Origin of the sequence: Geothrix sp. 21YS21S-2, from assembly GCF_030846775.1 — a bacterium.
Taxonomy (GTDB): Bacteria; Acidobacteriota; Holophagae; order Holophagales; family Holophagaceae; genus Mesoterricola.
Map to the genome: position 1 here is coordinate 557,203 of NZ_CP132910.1, position 16,264 is coordinate 573,466.

At 68.9% G+C, this 16,264-nt stretch carries 15 protein-coding genes; 4 read left to right on the forward strand and 11 right to left on the reverse strand.

Features of this window, described 5'->3' with window-relative positions; all coding sequences use genetic code 11:
* Window positions 1-7: 7 nt before the first annotated feature.
* The 6 genes from RAH40_RS02530 to RAH40_RS02555 all read right to left on the reverse strand — a co-directional run bounded on the left by RAH40_RS02530 (window position 8) and on the right by RAH40_RS02555 (window position 5,693).
* On the reverse strand, window positions 8-760 hold the full coding sequence (locus RAH40_RS02530; RefSeq protein ID WP_306600498.1) for an energy-coupling factor ABC transporter ATP-binding protein: 753 nt from the start codon (window positions 758-760) through the stop codon (window positions 8-10).
* Window positions 757-1,563, reverse strand: a complete 807-nt coding sequence (gene cbiQ / locus RAH40_RS02535) for a cobalt ECF transporter T component CbiQ (RefSeq protein WP_306600499.1) — start codon at window positions 1,561-1,563, stop codon at window positions 757-759. Before cbiQ ends, RAH40_RS02530 begins: the two co-directional genes overlap by 4 nt.
* The gene (locus RAH40_RS02540; RefSeq protein ID WP_306600500.1) at window positions 1,560-2,513 is read right to left on the reverse strand and encodes an energy-coupling factor ABC transporter permease; all 954 of its coding nucleotides are present in this window, start codon (window positions 2,511-2,513) and stop codon (window positions 1,560-1,562) included. Before RAH40_RS02540 ends, cbiQ begins: the two co-directional genes overlap by 4 nt.
* A 79-nt stretch (window positions 2,514-2,592) precedes the next feature.
* Window positions 2,593-3,267, reverse strand: a complete 675-nt coding sequence (locus tag RAH40_RS02545; protein ID WP_306600501.1) for a PAS domain S-box protein — start codon at window positions 3,265-3,267, stop codon at window positions 2,593-2,595.
* Between the two features lie 171 nt (window positions 3,268-3,438).
* Window positions 3,439-4,101, reverse strand: coding sequence for a ribulose-phosphate 3-epimerase (gene rpe / locus RAH40_RS02550; protein WP_306600502.1), 663 nt, complete (start codon window positions 4,099-4,101; stop codon window positions 3,439-3,441).
* Window positions 4,098-5,693 carry an amidohydrolase gene (locus RAH40_RS02555; RefSeq protein ID WP_306600503.1) on the reverse strand — a complete coding sequence of 532 codons (1,596 nt, stop codon included), beginning with the start codon at window positions 5,691-5,693 and terminating at the stop codon, window positions 4,098-4,100. The genes rpe and RAH40_RS02555 overlap by 4 nt, the downstream gene beginning before the upstream one ends.
* An 85-nt stretch (window positions 5,694-5,778) precedes the next feature.
* Here RAH40_RS02555 and RAH40_RS02560 point away from each other — a divergent pair, with 85 nt between their 5' ends.
* Window positions 5,779-7,434: a methylmalonyl-CoA mutase gene (locus tag RAH40_RS02560; protein WP_306600504.1), complete on the forward strand. Its 1,656-nt coding sequence runs from the start codon at window positions 5,779-5,781 to the stop codon at window positions 7,432-7,434.
* 51 nt (window positions 7,435-7,485) lie between these two features.
* Here the strand turns inward: RAH40_RS02560 and RAH40_RS02565 are convergent, their stop codons facing one another.
* A complete protein-coding gene (locus RAH40_RS02565) occupies window positions 7,486-7,752 on the reverse strand; it encodes a hypothetical protein (RefSeq protein WP_306600505.1) in 267 nt (88 codons plus the stop codon).
* A 412-nt stretch (window positions 7,753-8,164) separates the two neighbouring features.
* Here RAH40_RS02565 and RAH40_RS02570 point away from each other — a divergent pair, with 412 nt between their 5' ends.
* The 3 genes from RAH40_RS02570 (at window position 8,165) to RAH40_RS02580 (ending at window position 12,632) form a co-directional block, all read left to right on the forward strand.
* Window positions 8,165-10,744: a zinc-dependent metalloprotease gene (locus RAH40_RS02570; RefSeq protein WP_306600506.1), complete on the forward strand. Its 2,580-nt coding sequence runs from the start codon at window positions 8,165-8,167 to the stop codon at window positions 10,742-10,744.
* 86 nt (window positions 10,745-10,830) lie between these two features.
* Complete coding sequence (gene ftsW, locus RAH40_RS02575; protein ID WP_306600507.1) at window positions 10,831-11,937, forward strand: putative lipid II flippase FtsW; 1,107 nt, start codon at window positions 10,831-10,833, stop codon at window positions 11,935-11,937.
* Window positions 11,934-12,632, forward strand: a complete 699-nt coding sequence (locus RAH40_RS02580) for an NAD(P)H-binding protein (protein WP_306600508.1) — start codon at window positions 11,934-11,936, stop codon at window positions 12,630-12,632. The genes ftsW and RAH40_RS02580 overlap by 4 nt, the downstream gene beginning before the upstream one ends.
* A 119-nt stretch (window positions 12,633-12,751) precedes the next feature.
* Here RAH40_RS02580 and RAH40_RS02585 read toward each other — a convergent pair whose 3' ends face one another.
* The 4 genes from RAH40_RS02585 to RAH40_RS02600 form a co-directional block, all read right to left on the reverse strand.
* Window positions 12,752-13,171, reverse strand: a complete 420-nt coding sequence (locus RAH40_RS02585) for a hypothetical protein (RefSeq protein WP_306600509.1) — start codon at window positions 13,169-13,171, stop codon at window positions 12,752-12,754.
* Between the two features lie 64 nt (window positions 13,172-13,235).
* A complete protein-coding gene (locus RAH40_RS02590) occupies window positions 13,236-14,783 on the reverse strand; it encodes a methyl-accepting chemotaxis protein (RefSeq protein WP_306600510.1) in 1,548 nt (515 codons plus the stop codon).
* A gap of 89 nt (window positions 14,784-14,872) precedes the next feature.
* Complete coding sequence (locus RAH40_RS02595; protein ID WP_306600511.1) at window positions 14,873-15,535, reverse strand: YggS family pyridoxal phosphate-dependent enzyme; 663 nt, start codon at window positions 15,533-15,535, stop codon at window positions 14,873-14,875.
* A gap of 10 nt (window positions 15,536-15,545) precedes the next feature.
* Entirely contained in the window at window positions 15,546-16,253 is a 708-nt protein-coding gene (locus RAH40_RS02600; protein WP_306600512.1) for a zinc ribbon domain-containing protein, read from the reverse strand.
* Window positions 16,254-16,264: the final 11 nt, after the last annotated feature.

Consider the following 16,264-nt stretch of genomic DNA (forward strand, 5'->3'; position numbering starts at 1 on the left):
ACGCAGATCAAGACGCTCCGCAAATCGGGCAGCCCTGCATGGAAAGGGGCTTCTCCAGCCGGCAGGTGGCCAGGAGCCGCTCGTCCCGGAAGATCTCCCGGGTGGGCCCGTCGGCCATGAGGGTCCCCTCGTGGATCACCAGGGTGCGCGGGCAGAGGTCCATGACCAGGTCCAGGTCGTGGGTGGCGATGACCATGGTGTGGCCGAAGACCTTCAGGAGCTCGGCCAGGTGGCGCCGGCTGCGGGGGTCCAGGCCCGAGGTGGGCTCGTCCATGACGAGGATCTCGGGCTCCATGGCCAGGGCGGTGGCGATGGCCACGCGGCGCTTCTCGCCCGACGACAGACGGTAGGGGGGCTTCTTCGCAAGCGCCAGGGCGTCCACGGTCTCCAGGGCCGCACGCACCCGCGCCTCCACCTCGGCGGGCGCCAGGCCCAGGTTCTGGGGGCCGAAGGCCACGTCCTGGGCCACGGTGGGCATGAAGAGCTGGTCGTCGGGATCGTGGAAGACCATGCCCACGCGCCGGCGCAGCTCCGGGAGATGGGCCGGATCGACGGGGTGGCCTCCCACCTCGAGCGCGCCGCTCGAGGGGAACACCGTGCCGATGAGGTGCTGGAGCAGGGTGGACTTGCCCGCGCCGTTGGCGCCCACCAGGGCCACCGACTCGCCCGGCAGGACCCGGAACGTGACGCCGCGCAGGGCCTCGGTGCCGTCGGGGTAGCGGTAGCGGAGGTCCGCCGCCTCGATGATGGGCCGCGTCATGCCGCGCCTCCGGTGAGCAGGTCGCCGAGGATCCGCGGCAGGTTCCAGAACCTCAGCGCGGCGAAGGACGCGGCGCACAGGACGGTGAACAGGAGGTCGCGCGCCTTCCAGGCCAGGGGCCGGGGTTCCGGGAAGTGGCCGGTGAAGCCCCGGCTGAGCATGGCCATGTGGATGCGCCGGGCCCGGTCCCAGGCCCGCAGCAGGAGGTGCCCGGCCAGGGTGGCGAACTCGCCCGGGGCGAGCTTCCTCCCGAAGGCCCGCAGGGTCCTGGCGCGGTGGATGCGCAATGTCTCCGAGCCCAGGACGAAGGCGTAGCGGTGGAGGAAGGCCACCTGCTGCGCGAAGGCCCGCGGCGCCCCCAGGCGCTCCAGGCCCAGGCATACGCCGTCCATGCTGGTGGTGGCCACCAGCACCAGCGCCGCGCCCACGGTGAGGGCGAAGCGCAGGAGGATCGAGGCGAAGGACACCCAGCCCCCCGACACCGCCACGGGACCCAGGGTGATCAGGGGCGCGCGGTCCAGCACGGGGTTGAGGGCCCCCAGGAGCAGCACGAAGGGCAGGGCCGCCAGCATCCGCCTCCCGATGAAGCCGGCCGGGATGCCGCCCAGGGCCATGAGCGCGGCGGGAAAGAGGGCGAAGGGCACCAGGGCCGCCACCTCGTACCGCCCGAAGGAGGCCACCGTGACGATGAACAGGCCCGTGGCCAAGAGCTTGGCCCGGGGGTCCAGGCGGTGCACGGCACTGTCGCCCTGGGCGAGGTCGTCGAGGGTGCCGAAGTGGAGGAGGGACGCGAGGCCGGTCACGCGGGCTTCCGCAGGGCCTTGAGGCCCAGGGCGGCCAGCGCCACCAGCGCGAGGGTCGCCGCGCCGCCCAGGAGCCCCGCCAGGGACGTCTGGGCCCGGGAGGGCTCCCCCCGTCCCTTGAGGGCGTAGTCGGGCATGGGGGCCGCTTCCCGGGCCCGGGCGGAGGCCCGGTGCAGAGGATCCTGCGCGGCGCGGGGCTCGCCCCCGGCCACCCGGGCCACGGCCCGCTCCAGGCCGTCGGGGTAGCGCGAGGCGGCCCAGGAGAGGCAACCGCCCGTGAACAGGGCCAGGAGGCCCACCAGGGCCGCGGCCTTCCAGCCTCCCCCAGGCTCGCCTTCCACCAGTTCCGGCCGCGCGTGGCGGAGGAACCGCACCACCGCCACCGTGGCGGCGCCCTCCACCAGGCCGATGACCAGGTGGATGGGCACCAAGGCCGCCAGGAAGGTACGGAAGGGAAGGGACGAGATGCCGGAGAGGCGCGTCTCCAGCGCCACCGCCCCGGCGCCCAGCCCCAGGGCCGCCAGGGCCGCCAGGAAGGTGGCGGCCCCACGGGCCCGACCCGCGAGCGGACGGTAGAGCAGGGGGTAGGCGATGAAGGCCGGGATGAAACCCATGTTGAACAGGTTGCACCCCAGCGCCAGGAGGCCGCCGTCCGCGAAGAAGAGCGCCTGGACCAGGAGCACCGAGGCGAGCGTCAGGAAGGCGGCCTGGGGCCCCAGGAGGATGGCCAGCAGGAGTCCCCCGCCCAGGTGCCCGCTGGAGCCGGTGCCCGGGATGGAGAAGTTGACCATCTGGATGGCGAAGGTGAAGGCGCCCAGCACCCCGGTGAGGGGGACCGAGACGGCCGTCCCCCGGGACGTCCCCTGGCCGCTGCGATAGAGGGCCGTACCCGATACCGCCCAGAACGCCGCGCCCACGAACGGGGAGACGAGGGCATCGGACATGTGCATCGGGACTCCAACCAGGCCGGCGGCGACGCGAACCGGAGTCCTTCATTCTGCCTCAACCGCGGGCGGCCGTGTTGGGTGGTCAGGCCAGGGCCGCGTTCACGATCTTCGCCCGGATGGAGGGGCTCTTGAGGTGGTCCGTGAGGGTGCACTCGAAGGCGAGCCATTCGCCGTTTCTGTGCCGCAGCCGGAAGTTCCGGGAGGTCGCCGACCCGGGGCCCTCGCCCAGCAGGGCAGCCTGGAAGCGGAGGCGGTCGTCGGCGTGGATGATGTCGAGCACCGACAGGCCCAGCACCTCGGCGCGCTTGTGCCCCAGGAGGTTCTCCCCGCCGGGGGAAAGGTAGATGATCCGGCCCTGGGAGTCCAGGACGAGCACCAGTTCGCTGCTGTGGGCGAGGAGCGCCTCGAAGCGCTCCACCACATCCACGAGGCTCTGCCACATGGCCTTGGGCACGGGCCAGTAGAGGTCGGCCTCCGGGTTGGAGGTCTCGGCGCCCGCCCGGAAGTCCCGGACGGGTCCCGCCTGGGGTGCGGCGTCCGGGGCGCCCGTCCACAGGTCCCCGTGGCCGAAGAATTCCGGCAGGGTGGTGTTCATGGCCCTGCAGAGGCAGTCGATGGTGTCGATGCGTGGGGACACATGGCCCAGTTCGATCCGGCTGATGGTGCCCCGGTCGATTCCGCTCCTGCCTGCAAGCTGATCCAGCGTCAGGTTGTATTTTTTCCTGACTTTCCTTAGGTGTGCACCCGTATCGAACATGCGTTCAGCCTACTGGGCCTTCCTGGGTACTAGCCATCGGCAAATAGTATCAAGAGTCGCTTCACCCATAAGGCATGGATGCCTACCCTCGCCGCGCCTGACCACACCAAAGCATAGGTCTTTATCTGTCCGATCTTGGATTATTTCAATATTTTTAAGAGATTTATCAAATTAGATATCCATAGCACTCAGGAGGCTGGAGATAGCCGCCCGGGGGTCGGCAGCCTTGAAAACGGCGTTGCCGGCCACCAGGACATCCGCGCCCGCGGCCACCAGGGCGCCGGCGTTGCCGGGGCCCACGCCCCCGTCCACCTGGATGAAGAAGGACGCGTCGCGTTCCTTCCTGAGCGCATCGAGGCGCCGCACCTTGTCCAGCACCCGGGGGATGAACGACTGCCCCCCGAATCCGGGATTCACGCTCATGAGGAGCACGAAATCGAAGACCCCCACCAGGTCCGTGAGCGTCTCCACGGGCGTGCCGGGGTTGAGGACGATGCCGGCCTTGGCGCCGGCCTCGCGGATGGCGGTGAGGGTGCGATGGGCGTGGGGGTCCGCCTCCTGGTGGATGGAGACCCAGTCCGCGCCGGCCTTCACGAACTCCAGGGCGTACTTCGCGGGTTCCACGATCATCAGGTGGCAGTCCAGGGGCAGCCTCGTCTCCCTGCGCAGCGCGGCCACCACGGGCATGCCCAGCGTGATGTTCGGCACGAAGCGGCCGTCCATGACGTCCACGTGCACGACGCACCGGTCGCCGAGCACCTGGAGGCTCTCCGCCAGCCGGGCGAAATCCGCCGACAGGATGGAAGGGGCGAGGAGGGGGAGGGGTCGCTTCATGGCTTCTCCGTCAGCTCGGTTCCGTTCACCCAGAGGCGGCCGGGTTTCAGCTTGCGCACCTCGGCGGGCGTGAGGGTCATCAGCGGCGCCTGCACCCAGATCAGGTCCGCGGTGGCCCCCGCCTGGATGACGCCCAGGTCGGCGTGCCCCAGGGCGCGGGCGTTGCCGCTGGTGTAGCCCCGCACCGCCTCCGCCCGGGTGAGGCGCTGGGCGGGGAGGAAGCCTCCGGGCGGATCCAGGGCCGCGTCCTGCCGGGTTTCCGCGGAAACGATGCCCACGAAAGGATTGGCGTCGGCCACGGGCGCGTCGCTGCCCAGGGCCAGGAGCGCGCCGCCTTGCAGGAAGGTGCGCCAGGGGAAGGCCTCGTCCACCCGGGCGGGACCCAGGCGTGCGGGGGTCCAGGCGTGGTCGTCGGTGCAGTGGACGGGCTGGATGCTCGCCACCACGCCCAGGGGACCGAAGCGGGCCGCGTCCTCGGCGGTGACGATCTGGGCGTGCTCGATGCGCGGGGGCAGGGCCGGCCGGCGGGGAAGCTTCGCGAAAATGTCCAGGGCCTTGCGGTTGGCGGCGTCGCCGATGGCGTGGATGGCGGGCTGGTAACCGGCGCGCACGGTGGCCTTCACGTCCGCGGCCACCCTCACGGGATCGGTGGTCCAGATGCCCGTGGTGGGCGCGTCGGCGTAGGGCTCCAGGAGCCGGGCGCCGCGGCTGCCCAGGGCCCCGTCGAGGTAGAACTTGACGCCCTGCACCTGCAGGAAGGCGGTCTTGGGGCTCCGCGCCCGGCGCAGTTCCTGGAGCATGAGCTTCATGTCGTGGGAGAGGTACGCGAAGACGCGGATGGGGAGCTTGCCGGCCTTGGCCAGGCGGCGGTAGGCCTCCAGGGTCGCGCGGTCCACGCCCATGTCCGCGACGGAGGTGAAGCCCAGCCTGCGCAGGCGGTCCAGGCCCACGGCCAGCGCGGCCTCCACGGCCGCGGGGGAGGGGGCGGGGCGGACCTTGGCGATCAGGTCCGCGGCGCCGTCCACGAGGATGCCGGTGGGTTCGCCCGCGGCGTCCCGGAGGATGCTGCCGCCCTGGGGATCCGGCGTGGCGCGGGTGATGCCGGCGGCCTTCAGCGCCGCGGAATTGACCCAGAGGGCGTGGCCGTCCACCCGCTCCAGGGCCGCGGGCCGGTCGCCCGTGACGGCGTCCAGGTCCTTCGCGGTGGGGAAGGTCCTGGTGGGCCAAAGGTTCTGGTCCCAGCCCCGGCCCTCGACCCAGCCCTTGCGCTGGGCGGCCCAGGCGCGCACCCGCTCCAGCGCGGCCGCCAGGCTCGGCACGGAGGCGAGGTCCGCCTGCTGATCCATGAGACCCAGCCCCAGCACGTGGGCGTGGCCTTCGATGAAGCCCGGCAGGAGGGTGCCTCCGGGCAGCTCGATCCTGCGGGCCGCGGGGTATTTCTGGAGCACCTCGGCGCTGGGACCGGCGGCCAGGATCCGGCCTCCGCGAAGGGCCACGGCCTGACCGGGGCGGGACGCCCCGTCGCCGGACCACACCTCCGCCCCCAGCAGGACCTGGATGGCGGGAGGAGGGGGGAGGGCGTGGATGGGCATGGCTTCACCTTTCCACCCAGTCTAGAGCACTGTGACCCAAACACGCAGCGTCCTCTGGTACCCTGGGCCAAACCTTGGAGGCCGCATGTACCAGCCCGACTACCTTCGACAGGTGCGCGAGAACCTGGAAGTGAAGGAGGATCCGTCCAAGCTGCGGTCCCCGAAGTTCGAGACCAGCTCCGGCATTCCCCTCAAGAACAGCTACACGCCCGCCGACGTCGAGAACCTGGATCCCCTGAAGGATCTGGGCCGCCCCGGGCGGTACCCCTTCACCCGCCACGTGCAGCCCACCGGCTACCGGGGCCGCCTCTGGACCATGCGCCAGTACGCGGGCTTCGGCACCGCGGAGGAATCCAACAAGCGCTACCGCTACCTCCTGGAGCAGGGCCAGACGGGCCTCTCCGTGGCCTTCGACCTGCCCACGCAGATCGGCATGGACCCGGACCACGAGATGGCCATGGGCGAGGTGGGCAAGGTGGGCGTGAGCATCTGCTCCATCCGCGACATGCGCGTGCTCTTCCAGAACATCCCCCTGGACAAGGTGAGCACCAGCATGACCATCAACGGCCCGGCCTCGGTGCTGCTGGCCCTCTACCTGGCCGTGGCGGAGGAGCAGGGCGCCTCCTGGAGCCAGGTCAGCGGCACCATCCAGAACGACATCCTCAAGGAGTACATGGCCCGGGGCACCTACATCTACCCGCCCCGCCCCAGCATCCGGCTCATCACGAACATCTTCGAGTTCTGCGCTTCGAACGTGCCCAACTGGAACACCATTTCGATTTCCGGGTACCACATCCGCGAGGCGGGCTGCACCGCGGCCCAGGAGATCGCCTTCACCCTGGCCGACGGCATCGCCTACGTGGAGGCCGCGCTGGCCTCGGGCCTGAAGCTCGAGGACTTCGCGCCCCGGCTCAGCTTCTTCTTCAACGCCCACAACCAGTTCTTCGAGGAGATCGCCAAGTTCCGCGCCGCGCGGCGCATGTGGGCGAAGATCATCAAGGAGCGCTTCGGCTCGGACGACCCCAAGAGCCAGATGCTGCGCTTCCACACCCAGACCGCGGGCTCCACCCTCACCGCCCAGCAGCCCGACAACAACATCGTGCGCACCACCGTGCAGGCCATGGCCGCCGTCCTGGGCGGCACGCAGTCCCTGCACACCAACAGCCGCGACGAGGCCCTCGCCCTGCCCACCGAGGTGAGCGCCCGCATCGCGCTGCGCACGCAGCAGATCCTGGCCTACGAATCCCGCATCGCCGACACCGTGGATCCCTTCGCCGGCAGCTACCTCATCGAGAGCCTCACCGACGAGCTGGAAGCCCGTGCCGAGGCCCTCATCAGGAAGGTGGACGAGGCCGGCGGCATGGTCTCGGCCATCGAGAAGGGCATCCCCCAGCGCGAGATCCAGAACGCCGCCTACGAGTTCCAGAAGGGCGTGGAGCGCGGCGAACAGGTGGTGGTGGGCGTGAACAAGTTCACCATCCAGAACGAGGCCAAGCCCGACCTGCTGCGGGTCGACGAGGCCCTCGGCGCCCGGCGCCGCACGCAGGTGGCCCAGTACCGGTCCGAACGGGACAACGGCGCCGTGCGCGGGAAACTGGAAGCCCTCACCGCCGCCTCCAAGGGCACCGGCAACCTCATGCCCCTGATCCTCGACGCCGTGAAGGCCGAGGCGACGGTGGGCGAGGTGTGCGATGCGATGAGGACCGTGTTCGGGGAATACCAGGAACGGCTCGTGCTCTAGAAAAGCCGGTTCCCGGCGGCCCTTCGCGGAGGGCCGCCGGAAATCGAGGCTCTACTTCTTGGCGTTCTTCGGCGTTCCGTCGGGTTCCAGGAACTTGTCCGGATCCGTCATCAGCTGATCGCTGCAGGCCGTGTCGTCCACGATGTATTCACGCCCGCGGAGGGAAATCTTCGTCCCCTGGCCGGGTTCGATGGACTTGCCGCAGACCGGGCAGATCGTGGCGGTGGGGGAGGGTTCCACGACGGCCGTTGCCTCGCCCGGCACGGCCGGGATCGGAGACAGGACGGAAGCCATAAGGAACATAGCTGAAATCAACATTGCGGACCTCCTGGATCGTGCGAAGCATAGCTCCGCTTGGGGTTGGGAAGGTCTCGCCGACCGGCGAGGTCCTAAACTTAGGGTCGCCGGGCCCTCCGTCAACGCCCCATTTGAAAAATTCACATGGATGCGACAGTTGTGCCTTTTTTTTACACCTTGCCCCATGGGCCGACGGGTCTCGCCGGGTGCGCACAACGTTCCTGTTTGCTTATAATTTGATGCAACGTCAGGTCGTGGTCGCCGTCACAATCCGGATGGCGGGCGTGCGAGCGCATGGAATCAAAAAGCCGAATCATTTAACAATTTGGATCGAGCGGACAGACGTCATAAAGTGAGCGGCCGAAGGAACGGAAGTCCCCTCCTGTCATCGACATGGAGCTGAAAAGCCCTAGGTTTGACCCATGGAGGTTCGATGAAGCACGTTGTCCTGGCCCTGGTCTCAGCCTCGGCCTTCCTCTTTTCCGCCGAGCCGCCTCCGCCCCCGACCCCGCTTCCCCAGGCCCCCATCTCGGTCGTCATGGCGAAGGAGGCCCCCGTCCCTCTCAAGCCCTACGCCGACGTGGTGCAGGGCGCCCGGGAGCAGCACGGCCTGTTCACGCTCTGGCGCAAGGACGAGAAGGTCTGGATCGATCTGAAGCCCGATCAGCTGGGCCCCCTCTTCTTCCTGTCCTGGACCTTCCCCAGCGGCCTGGGCGAGCGGGGCATCTACGGCGGCATGATGGGCGACAGCCACCTGGTCTATTTCAAGCGCATCGGCAACACCCTCCAGCTGCTCGCGCGCAATGCCGCCTTCACCGCCCGGGCCGGCACGCCCATGGCGCACGCCGTGGCTGATGGCTTCTCCGACAGCCTGCTGGCCTCGGCCCCCGTGGTGTCGCTGCCCGATCCGCGGGGCAAGGGCTTCCTGGTGGAGGCCAACCTCCTTTTCCTGAAAGACCTTCCCATGGCCACCCTGGACCTGGAGGCCGCCTTCCGCCAGCCCTACGCCATGGACCTGCCCAACAGCTCCTTCGCCAGCGCCTCGGCTTCCCCCGACTATGCCTCCTTCCAGGTCAGCGCGCACTTCGCCATGGCCAGGCCGGTGATTTCCGCCGCGCCCCTGCCGGGCACCCTGGAGGACCTGCGCAGCCTGTTCCTGGGGTTCCGGTACACCCTCGCCAGGCTGCCCGGGGAACCCATGAAGGTCCGGGAGGCCGATGACCGGCTGGGGCATTTCGTGGCCACCGTCTGGGACTTCTCCCAGGACGACCGTCCGGATCCCCGGACCCGCCTGATCAACCGCTGGCGGCTGGAAAAGGCGGACCCGTCGAGTCCGCTCAGCCGCCCGAAGCAGCCCATCGTCTTCTGGCTGGACCGCAACATCCCCGAGAAGTACCGGGACACCATGCGGGCCGGGATCCTGGAATGGAACAAGGCCTTCGAGCGCATCGGCTTCCAGGACGCCCTGGAAGTCCGCCAGCAGCCCGCGGACGCCGACCCGGACGCCCACGGCCTCCGGCACGCCTCCATCCGCTGGTTCCTGGGCGTGGACGCGGGCTTCGCCATCGGGCCCAGCCTCGTGGACCCGCGAACGGGCGAGATCCTCGAGGCCGACATCGCCGTGGGCGACGGCTTCGCCCGCAGCATCCGGGAGAGCTCGCGGGAGGAGGTGCCCCAGGGCGGCAGGGCCGCGTGCCGCTACCTGGCCGAGGGCCGGGACGAGCTGGCCTTCGGGGCCGACCTCCTGGAGGCGCGGGGCGGCATGGAGCCCGGGTCGCCCGGGGCGGACGCCTTCGTGCAGGCCTACCTCAAGAGCGTGGTCATGCACGAGGTGGGCCACACCCTGGGGCTCCGGCACAACTTCAGGGCCTCCATCGCCTACACGGAGGCGCAGCTGGCGGACAAGGCCTTCACCTCCGCCCACGGCATCGCGGGCTCGGTCATGGACTACACCCCCGTCAACCTGGCCCTGGACGGCCACCCCCAGGCCGACTACACGATGCCCACCCTGGGGCCCTACGACTTCTGGGCCATCGAATACGCCTACGCGGTCCTGCCCCCCGCCGAGGAGAAGGCGGACCTGGCCCGCATCGCGGCCCGGGGCGAGACCGACCCGCTCCTGGCCTACGCCACGGACGAGGAGGCCGGCTCGGGCAGCGCCGCCATGGACCCCGAGGTCAACCGCTTCGACCTGGGCCAGGACCCCCTGGCGTACCTCGGCAAGCGCATCGCCCTCAGCCACGAGCTCCTGGGCCGGCTCCAGGAGCGCACCTTCCAGCCCGGCGACAACTACAAGCAGCTCCGCCGCACCACCAGCCTTGCCCTGAACCAGATGGCCTCGGCCACCTTCAACGCCGCCAAGTATCTGGGCGGGGTGGTGTACCTGCGCGACCACGCGGGCTCCCCCCGGACGCCCCTGACGCCCGTGAGCGGCGCCCGGCAGCGGGCCGCGCTCAAGCTGATCACCGATTCCGTATTCACCATGGACGCGCTGCGGCTGAGGCCGGACTTCGTCTCCCGGCTCACCCTGGACCCCTTCGACCGGGGCTACGGCCCCACCGGGAGCGTCCCGGACTTCTCGGTGTCGGCCCGGGCCCTCTCCATCCAGAAGGCGGTCCTCGCGCGGGTCCTCAACCCCTGGGCCATGGCCCGCATCCTGGACGCCCCCGAGAAGACCGCCGACAAGGACGTCTTCCGCCTTTCGGAACTCTTCGACGGCCTCCACGCCGCCATCTGGGAGGAGCTCCGCAAGGGCGTCGAGCCCACCGCCACCCGCCGGGGCCTCCAGAAGGAGCACCTGCGCCAGCTCATCACCCTGGTCCTGAAATCCGGCCCGGTCACCCCCGACGACGCCCGCGCCCTGGCGCGGGAGGAGCTCGCGGCCCTGCGCACGCAGCTTGCGGCCGCGGCCCGCAGGCAGGGCTTCTCGAGGGAGACCCGGGCGCACATCGCCGAATGCCGGGCCACCATCGACGAGACCCTCAAGGCCTCCATGGTGCGGGCCAGCACCTAGCTCCCCCCCCCGGGACCTTTTTCCGGCAGGGCGCCGGCGGCGTGGAATGGCTAGAATGGTCTTTTCACCTTGCCACCGAGCCCGCCTTGAGCCCCGACGTCCGCCGCCCCATCGATCGCCTGCTTCTCTTCTTCGCCCTGGCCCTCATGGCCGTGGGGATGGTCTGGGTCTTCTCCGCCTCCGCCTTCAAGAACCACAGCGCCGCCACCACCTTCCTGGTGAACCAGATGGTGGGCGGGTTCGTGGGCGTGGCCATCATGCTGGCCCTCACCCAGACCGACCTGGTCATGCTGCGGGACAACCCCCGGACGCTCCAGGTCCTCTACGTGGTGTTCCTGCTGCTGCTGGGGGCGGTGTTCTTCTTCCCGGCCATCAACCACGCCCACCGGTGGATCCGGTTCGGCCGGCTGAGCCTGCAGCCCTCGGAGCTGTTCAAGCCCATCTCCGTGCTCATCACCGCCTGGTGGATGATCCGGCACCGGGACCTGTGGGGCAGGGGGAGCCGGGAGTCCATCCCCAAGCTGGTGACCCTCTTCGCCATCCTCCTTGCGCCCCTGGCCCTGATCCTTCGCGAACCGGACTTCGGCACCACGTTCCTGATCCTCTTCGTGGCCCTCCTGGTGACCTTCCTGGGCGGGGCGCAGCGGTGGATCTTCGCGGTGGCGGCCCCCGCGCTGGGCGCCGTGGGCTTCGCCTTCGTGTGGTTCGAGCCGTACCGGCGGGCCCGGGTGCTCAGCTTCCTCAACCCCGAGGCCGACCCGCTGGGCAAGGGCCACCAGGCCCTGCAGAGCCTGATCGCCGTGGGCAACGGCGGCATCACGGGCGTGGGACTGGGCGCCTCCATGCAGAAGCTGAACTACCTCCCCGAGGCGCACACGGACTTCATCTACGCCGTCATCGCCGAGGAGGCCGGGCTCATCGGCAGCATCCTCGTCCTGGCCCTGTTCGTGGGCATCCTCTGGCGCGGCTACCGGATCGCCCACCGGGTGCGGGACAGCTTCCTGAAGCTCTGCGCCATGGGTTTCACCCTCCTGCTGGTGGTGCAGGCCCTCATGAACCTCAGCGTGGTCCTCAGCCTCGCCCCCAACAAGGGGATCCCCCTGCCGTTCATCAGCTACGGCAGCTCGAGCCTCATCGCGAGCCTCGCGTCCCTGGGGCTGCTGCTGGCCATTTCCAAGGAAGCCAGCGAATGAGAAACGTGGTGATCGCCGGGGCCACGGGCCTCGTGGGGCGCGAGCTGGTGAGGCAGCTGGAAGCGCGCAGGGACGTGGACTTCACCGCCCTGGTGCGCCGCGCGGGCACCCTCAGGTCCCTGTCGGGCCGGGTGAAGGAGGTGGTCTTCGACTACCGCTCCCCGGCCGACCTGGAGCGCCTGGGAACCGAGATCCCCTGCGACCTCCTCCTCTGCGCCCTGGGAACCACGTTGAAGAAGGCGGGTTCCCCCGAGGCCTTCCGGGAAGTGGACCTGGGCTACCCCGCCGCCCTCATCACCCGCCTCGCCGCCCTGCAGCCCCGCCCCGCCTTCGCGCTGGTCTCCAGCGCCGGGGCCGGCCATCCCCGGGGCCTCTACCTGGAGACCAAGGCCGAGGCGGAGAAGGTGCTGGTGGCCAGCGGCCTCCCCTACCTCATCGTGCGTCCCTCCCTGCTCCTGGGCGAACGGGAGGAGTTCCGCCTGGCCGAGCGCCTGGGCGCATTCCTGCTGGCCAAACCCTACCTGGCGGCCGCCCGCTATCTGGCCCCCCGCTCAGCCCTCCTATGGCGTTACGCCCCCATCGAGGCCTCCCAGGTGGCCAAGGCCCTGCTCTGGATGAGCCTGGACAACCCTCACGCCACCGGCAGCCGCGTCCTGAGCGGCCTGGCCCTGCATCACCCCATCCTGGCCCCGTGAGATAGAGATAATTATTTCTGTCTTTACCCTTTTCGTTCCCGTTCATGCCCGGCAAATTCAGCGTTTAATTTGCCGGGGCTGAACGGGGATGAAAAAGGATAAAAACCCCCCCGGTAATCCTAGTTGAGCTTCTTGCCGATCTTGAGCACCGCGTCCGACAGGGTGATGCCCGACGCCGCGATGTTGCCCATGCTCAGGATGATCTGCGGCTTCCCCCCCTCTTCCACGATGGCGATGCCCCCGCCCGCAGCCAGCCACTCCAGCCTGCCGCAGATGACCAGCTTGCCGGCGGCCTTGAGGCTCTTCACCTCGGCTTCCGAGGATGCCCAGGCGACCTTGGACCCGGCGTCGTTGGCCATGCCCATCTTGGCCAGTTCGCCGGCCAGGGCGGCGTCCTTGCACGCCACCTTGCCGGCGGAACCCGCGCTGCTGGCGAGGATCTTGATGAACTTGGCCTGCTGGTCCGGGGCGAGGTCGCCCGCGGACAGGACCGCGAAGGCAAGCGCCATCGCAGCGAACGCCTTGATCCGGAAACCCATGGGCTGCCTCCTCGGAATTGGCCGAACCCAAGACTTATCGGCAGCCGGGGAGGAAAGGTAAGCTTCAGACTTTGAACCTCGAAACGAGGTTGTTGAGGTTCTCGGCCAGGTTGCTCAGTTCGTTGACGGTGCGGGTGGTCTCCCGGATCGTTGCGGCCATCTGCTCGGTGGCTGCGGCGTTCCCCTCGGCGATGCTGGACAGGCTGCCCATGGCGTTCACCACGGTGGAGCTGTCCTGGCTCTGGGTCTGGCTCTGGCTGCCGATGGTCTTCATGCGCTCGGCGCTGGCCTTGATGGACTCCTCGATGCTGCGCAGGGCGGAGCCGGCGGTGTTCACCATGGACGTGCCGTCGTCGATGCTCTTGCTGGAGGTCTGGATGAGGGCGGTGATCTCCTTGGCGGCCTGGGCGCTGCGCTCGGCCAGCTTGCGGACCTCCTCGGCCACCACGGCGAATCCCTTGCCGTGCTCGCCGGCCTTGGCGGCCTCGATGGCGGCGTTCAGGCTCAGCAGGTTGGTCTGGTTGGCGATCTCGGTGATGACGTTGAGGATGTTGCCGATCTGCTTGGAGTTCTGGTTGATGACCTGCATGCCGCTGACGGCGGCGCCCACGGCAGTCCCGCCCTTGCCGGCGGCCTCCTGGGCCTGGTCGAACACGTTCAGGGCGTCCGAGACCGTGGAGAAGATGACCTTGGAGGAGTTGGCGATGGTGCCCACGCTGTCGTTGGCCTGGCGCACGCTGGACTTCTGGTTCTCGGCGGTGTGGGCGATGGCGTCGGCGGTGGAGGCCATCTCGGACATGCCGGCGGTCATCTGCAGCGAGCCCGAGGCGATGTTGGTGGAGATGGTGATCACCTGGTGGACGATGCCCTGGATGTTCTCCACGAACCGGTTGAAGTGCAGGGAAAGCTGGGCGATCTCGTCGGTGCCGACCACGTCGAGGCGGGCCGTGAGGTCCCCCTCGCCTTCGGAGATGTCGCGCATGCGGCTCTGGATGGTCTCAAGCGGCTTGACGATGGCGTTGCCCAGCACCTGGGACGCCACGTAGCCCAGGGCCACCATGAGCAGGCCCAGGACGAACATCATCCCCATGCTCTTCAGGTTCTCCTTGGAGATGTTGGTGTCGTTCATGACCAGCACCTGGTAGACCTTCTTGGCGGGGTCCTGGGCTTCGGCCCCGAGGGGGGAGGCGGTGATCATGAAGCCCCCCTTCTCGTATTTGAGGCCGCCCTTGCCCAGGGGCTCGCAGAGGACGGCCGTGTCGACCTTGGCGTCGGCGCGGTAGCGCTTCTGGAACTTCACGGCGACGGCCTTGGTGGCGGTGTCCACGGCCACCACGGCGGCGATGCTCACGTCCTGGTCGTCCTTGACGAACTCCAGGGCGCGCTCGGTGGCGCCCGTGGTGGTGCCCAGATCGTCGGAGAGGTAGGAGGAGGTGGTCGCCTCGGCCAGCACGGCGGAAAGGCTGTGGCCCTTGGACCAGATCCCCTCGGTCTGCGTCGAGGTGAGCTTCCATCCCGAAACGATTCCCGCGAAGATGCCGAGAAGCAGGGTGAGCGCGAGGATGGAATAGCTCAGCTTCTTCCTGATGCTCAGTGATTTCCAGAATTCCATCTCAGACTCCTAGCCAGGCGGGTTGGGAATGTGCAAAAGGTGTACTGAATCATAAATGGTCGAACGTAAATTATGACAACAAAGTTGGCTCAGCGTGTCCCAAAGAAGGCCGTCCCGATGCGGATCTGGTCGCTGCCGGCCCGGATGGCCTCTTCCAGGTCGCCGCTCATGCCCATGGAGAGCCTCAGCCTGCGGCCCACCTTCTCCTGCCAGCGGGCCCTCAGCTCGTCCAGGGCCCGGAAGGAGCCGGGGTCCTCGGGCGGAGGGATGGCCATGAAGCCCTGCACGGGCAGCCGGGGATCGTCCTCCAGCGCGGCGAATAGGGCTTCCAGGTCGCCCGCGCCGGCGCCGCCCACCTTGGTCGTCTCCCCCCAGAGATCCACCTGGAGCCAGATTCCGCGCACGACGTCCAGTTCCGCCGCCAGGTGGCGCAGGCGCAGGGCCAGGTCCGGGCGGTCCACGGTCATGATCTGCCGGAAATGCGCCAGCGCCGCCTTGGCCTTGTTGCGCTGCAGGGGGCCGATGAGGACGAAGTCCAGGTCCGGGGCCTCCGCGATCTTGGCCAGGGCCTCCTGGACGTAGTTCTCCCCGAAGCTCCCGAAGCCCAGGTCCGCGGCCTCCCGCACCAGGGCCATGGGCTGGCGCTTGGAGACCGGCAGAAGCTCGACGCCGCCGGGATCCCTGCCGCAGTCCTCGCACGCCCGCTGGATGCGGGATCGCAACCGGGCAACGCGGGCACCGAGTAGGCTCATCCCTTGAAGCTCACTGGAGTTGTGCGGGATCGTAGATGATTCGCTGGCAGGACTCGCAATAGAGGTTCTTCTCTTCCCGGAGCTGGGCCAGGAACGGGGTTCTCAGGCGGGTGCGGCAGCCGCCGCAGGAACCCTTGTCGATGGGGACCACGGCGCGGCCCTGGCGCTGCTGGAGGAGCCGGTCGAACTTGACCAGCACGGCGGGGTCCACGGCCTCGGAGATCTCCGCCCGGCGCTTCTGGAGGCGGCGTTCACCCTCCACCTGGTTCTCGTGCTCGGAGAGGAAGACCGCCCGGAGCTCGTCGAACTGCTTCTGCGCCTCGGCCTGCCGGGTGCGCATCTCGCCCTCGGCCCGTTCCAGGGCCTCGATGCGGGTCTCCACGTCCTTCAGGGGGCGGGCGATGGCGGTCTTCTGCCGCTGGCGGTCGTCCAGCTCGCGGATGGCCAGGGTGAACTGCGCCTTCTGCTTCGTCTCCTTGACGGCGGCCTTGGACAGGTCCTCCTGCTTCTGGGCGGCGGCGAGGTTCGTGGTGAGGGTGGCCTGCTGGGTCCGGGAGGACGCCAGGGCCCTGCCGGTCTCCTCGAGCTTTTTCGCCAGCATCTTGAGTTCGGAATCCAGGGCGGCCAGGTCGGGCGGGAATGCGCTCAGGTCCCTTTGGATGACGTGCAGATTGTCATGCACGGTCTGGAGTTCGATCAGGAGGGAAAGCTGACTCATTCCTCTAGCCT

Bases quoted from the DNA above. Each gene is read 5' to 3' on its own strand.
- RAH40_RS02565 (WP_306600505.1), bottom strand. From the start codon at position 7,752: ATGTTGATTTCAGCTATGTTCCTTATGGCTTCCGTCCTGTCTCCGATC.
- rpe (WP_306600502.1), bottom strand. From the start codon at position 4,101: ATGAAGCGACCCCTCCCCCTCCTCGCCCCTTCCATCCTGTCGGCGGAT.
- RAH40_RS02545 (WP_306600501.1), bottom strand. From the start codon at position 3,267: ATGTTCGATACGGGTGCACACCTAAGGAAAGTCAGGAAAAAATACAAC.
- RAH40_RS02570 (WP_306600506.1), top strand. From the start codon at position 8,165: ATGAAGCACGTTGTCCTGGCCCTGGTCTCAGCCTCGGCCTTCCTCTTT.
- RAH40_RS02560 (WP_306600504.1), top strand. From the start codon at position 5,779: ATGTACCAGCCCGACTACCTTCGACAGGTGCGCGAGAACCTGGAAGTG.
- RAH40_RS02540 (WP_306600500.1), bottom strand. From the start codon at position 2,513: ATGCACATGTCCGATGCCCTCGTCTCCCCGTTCGTGGGCGCGGCGTTC.
- RAH40_RS02580 (WP_306600508.1), top strand. From the start codon at position 11,934: ATGAGAAACGTGGTGATCGCCGGGGCCACGGGCCTCGTGGGGCGCGAG.
- RAH40_RS02600 (WP_306600512.1), bottom strand. From the start codon at position 16,253: ATGAGTCAGCTTTCCCTCCTGATCGAACTCCAGACCGTGCATGACAAT.
- RAH40_RS02585 (WP_306600509.1), bottom strand. From the start codon at position 13,171: ATGGGTTTCCGGATCAAGGCGTTCGCTGCGATGGCGCTTGCCTTCGCG.
- RAH40_RS02555 (WP_306600503.1), bottom strand. From the start codon at position 5,693: ATGCCCATCCACGCCCTCCCCCCTCCTCCCGCCATCCAGGTCCTGCTG.
- RAH40_RS02530 (WP_306600498.1), bottom strand. From the start codon at position 760: ATGACGCGGCCCATCATCGAGGCGGCGGACCTCCGCTACCGCTACCCC.
- RAH40_RS02590 (WP_306600510.1), bottom strand. From the start codon at position 14,783: ATGGAATTCTGGAAATCACTGAGCATCAGGAAGAAGCTGAGCTATTCC.
- RAH40_RS02595 (WP_306600511.1), bottom strand. From the start codon at position 15,535: ATGAGCCTACTCGGTGCCCGCGTTGCCCGGTTGCGATCCCGCATCCAG.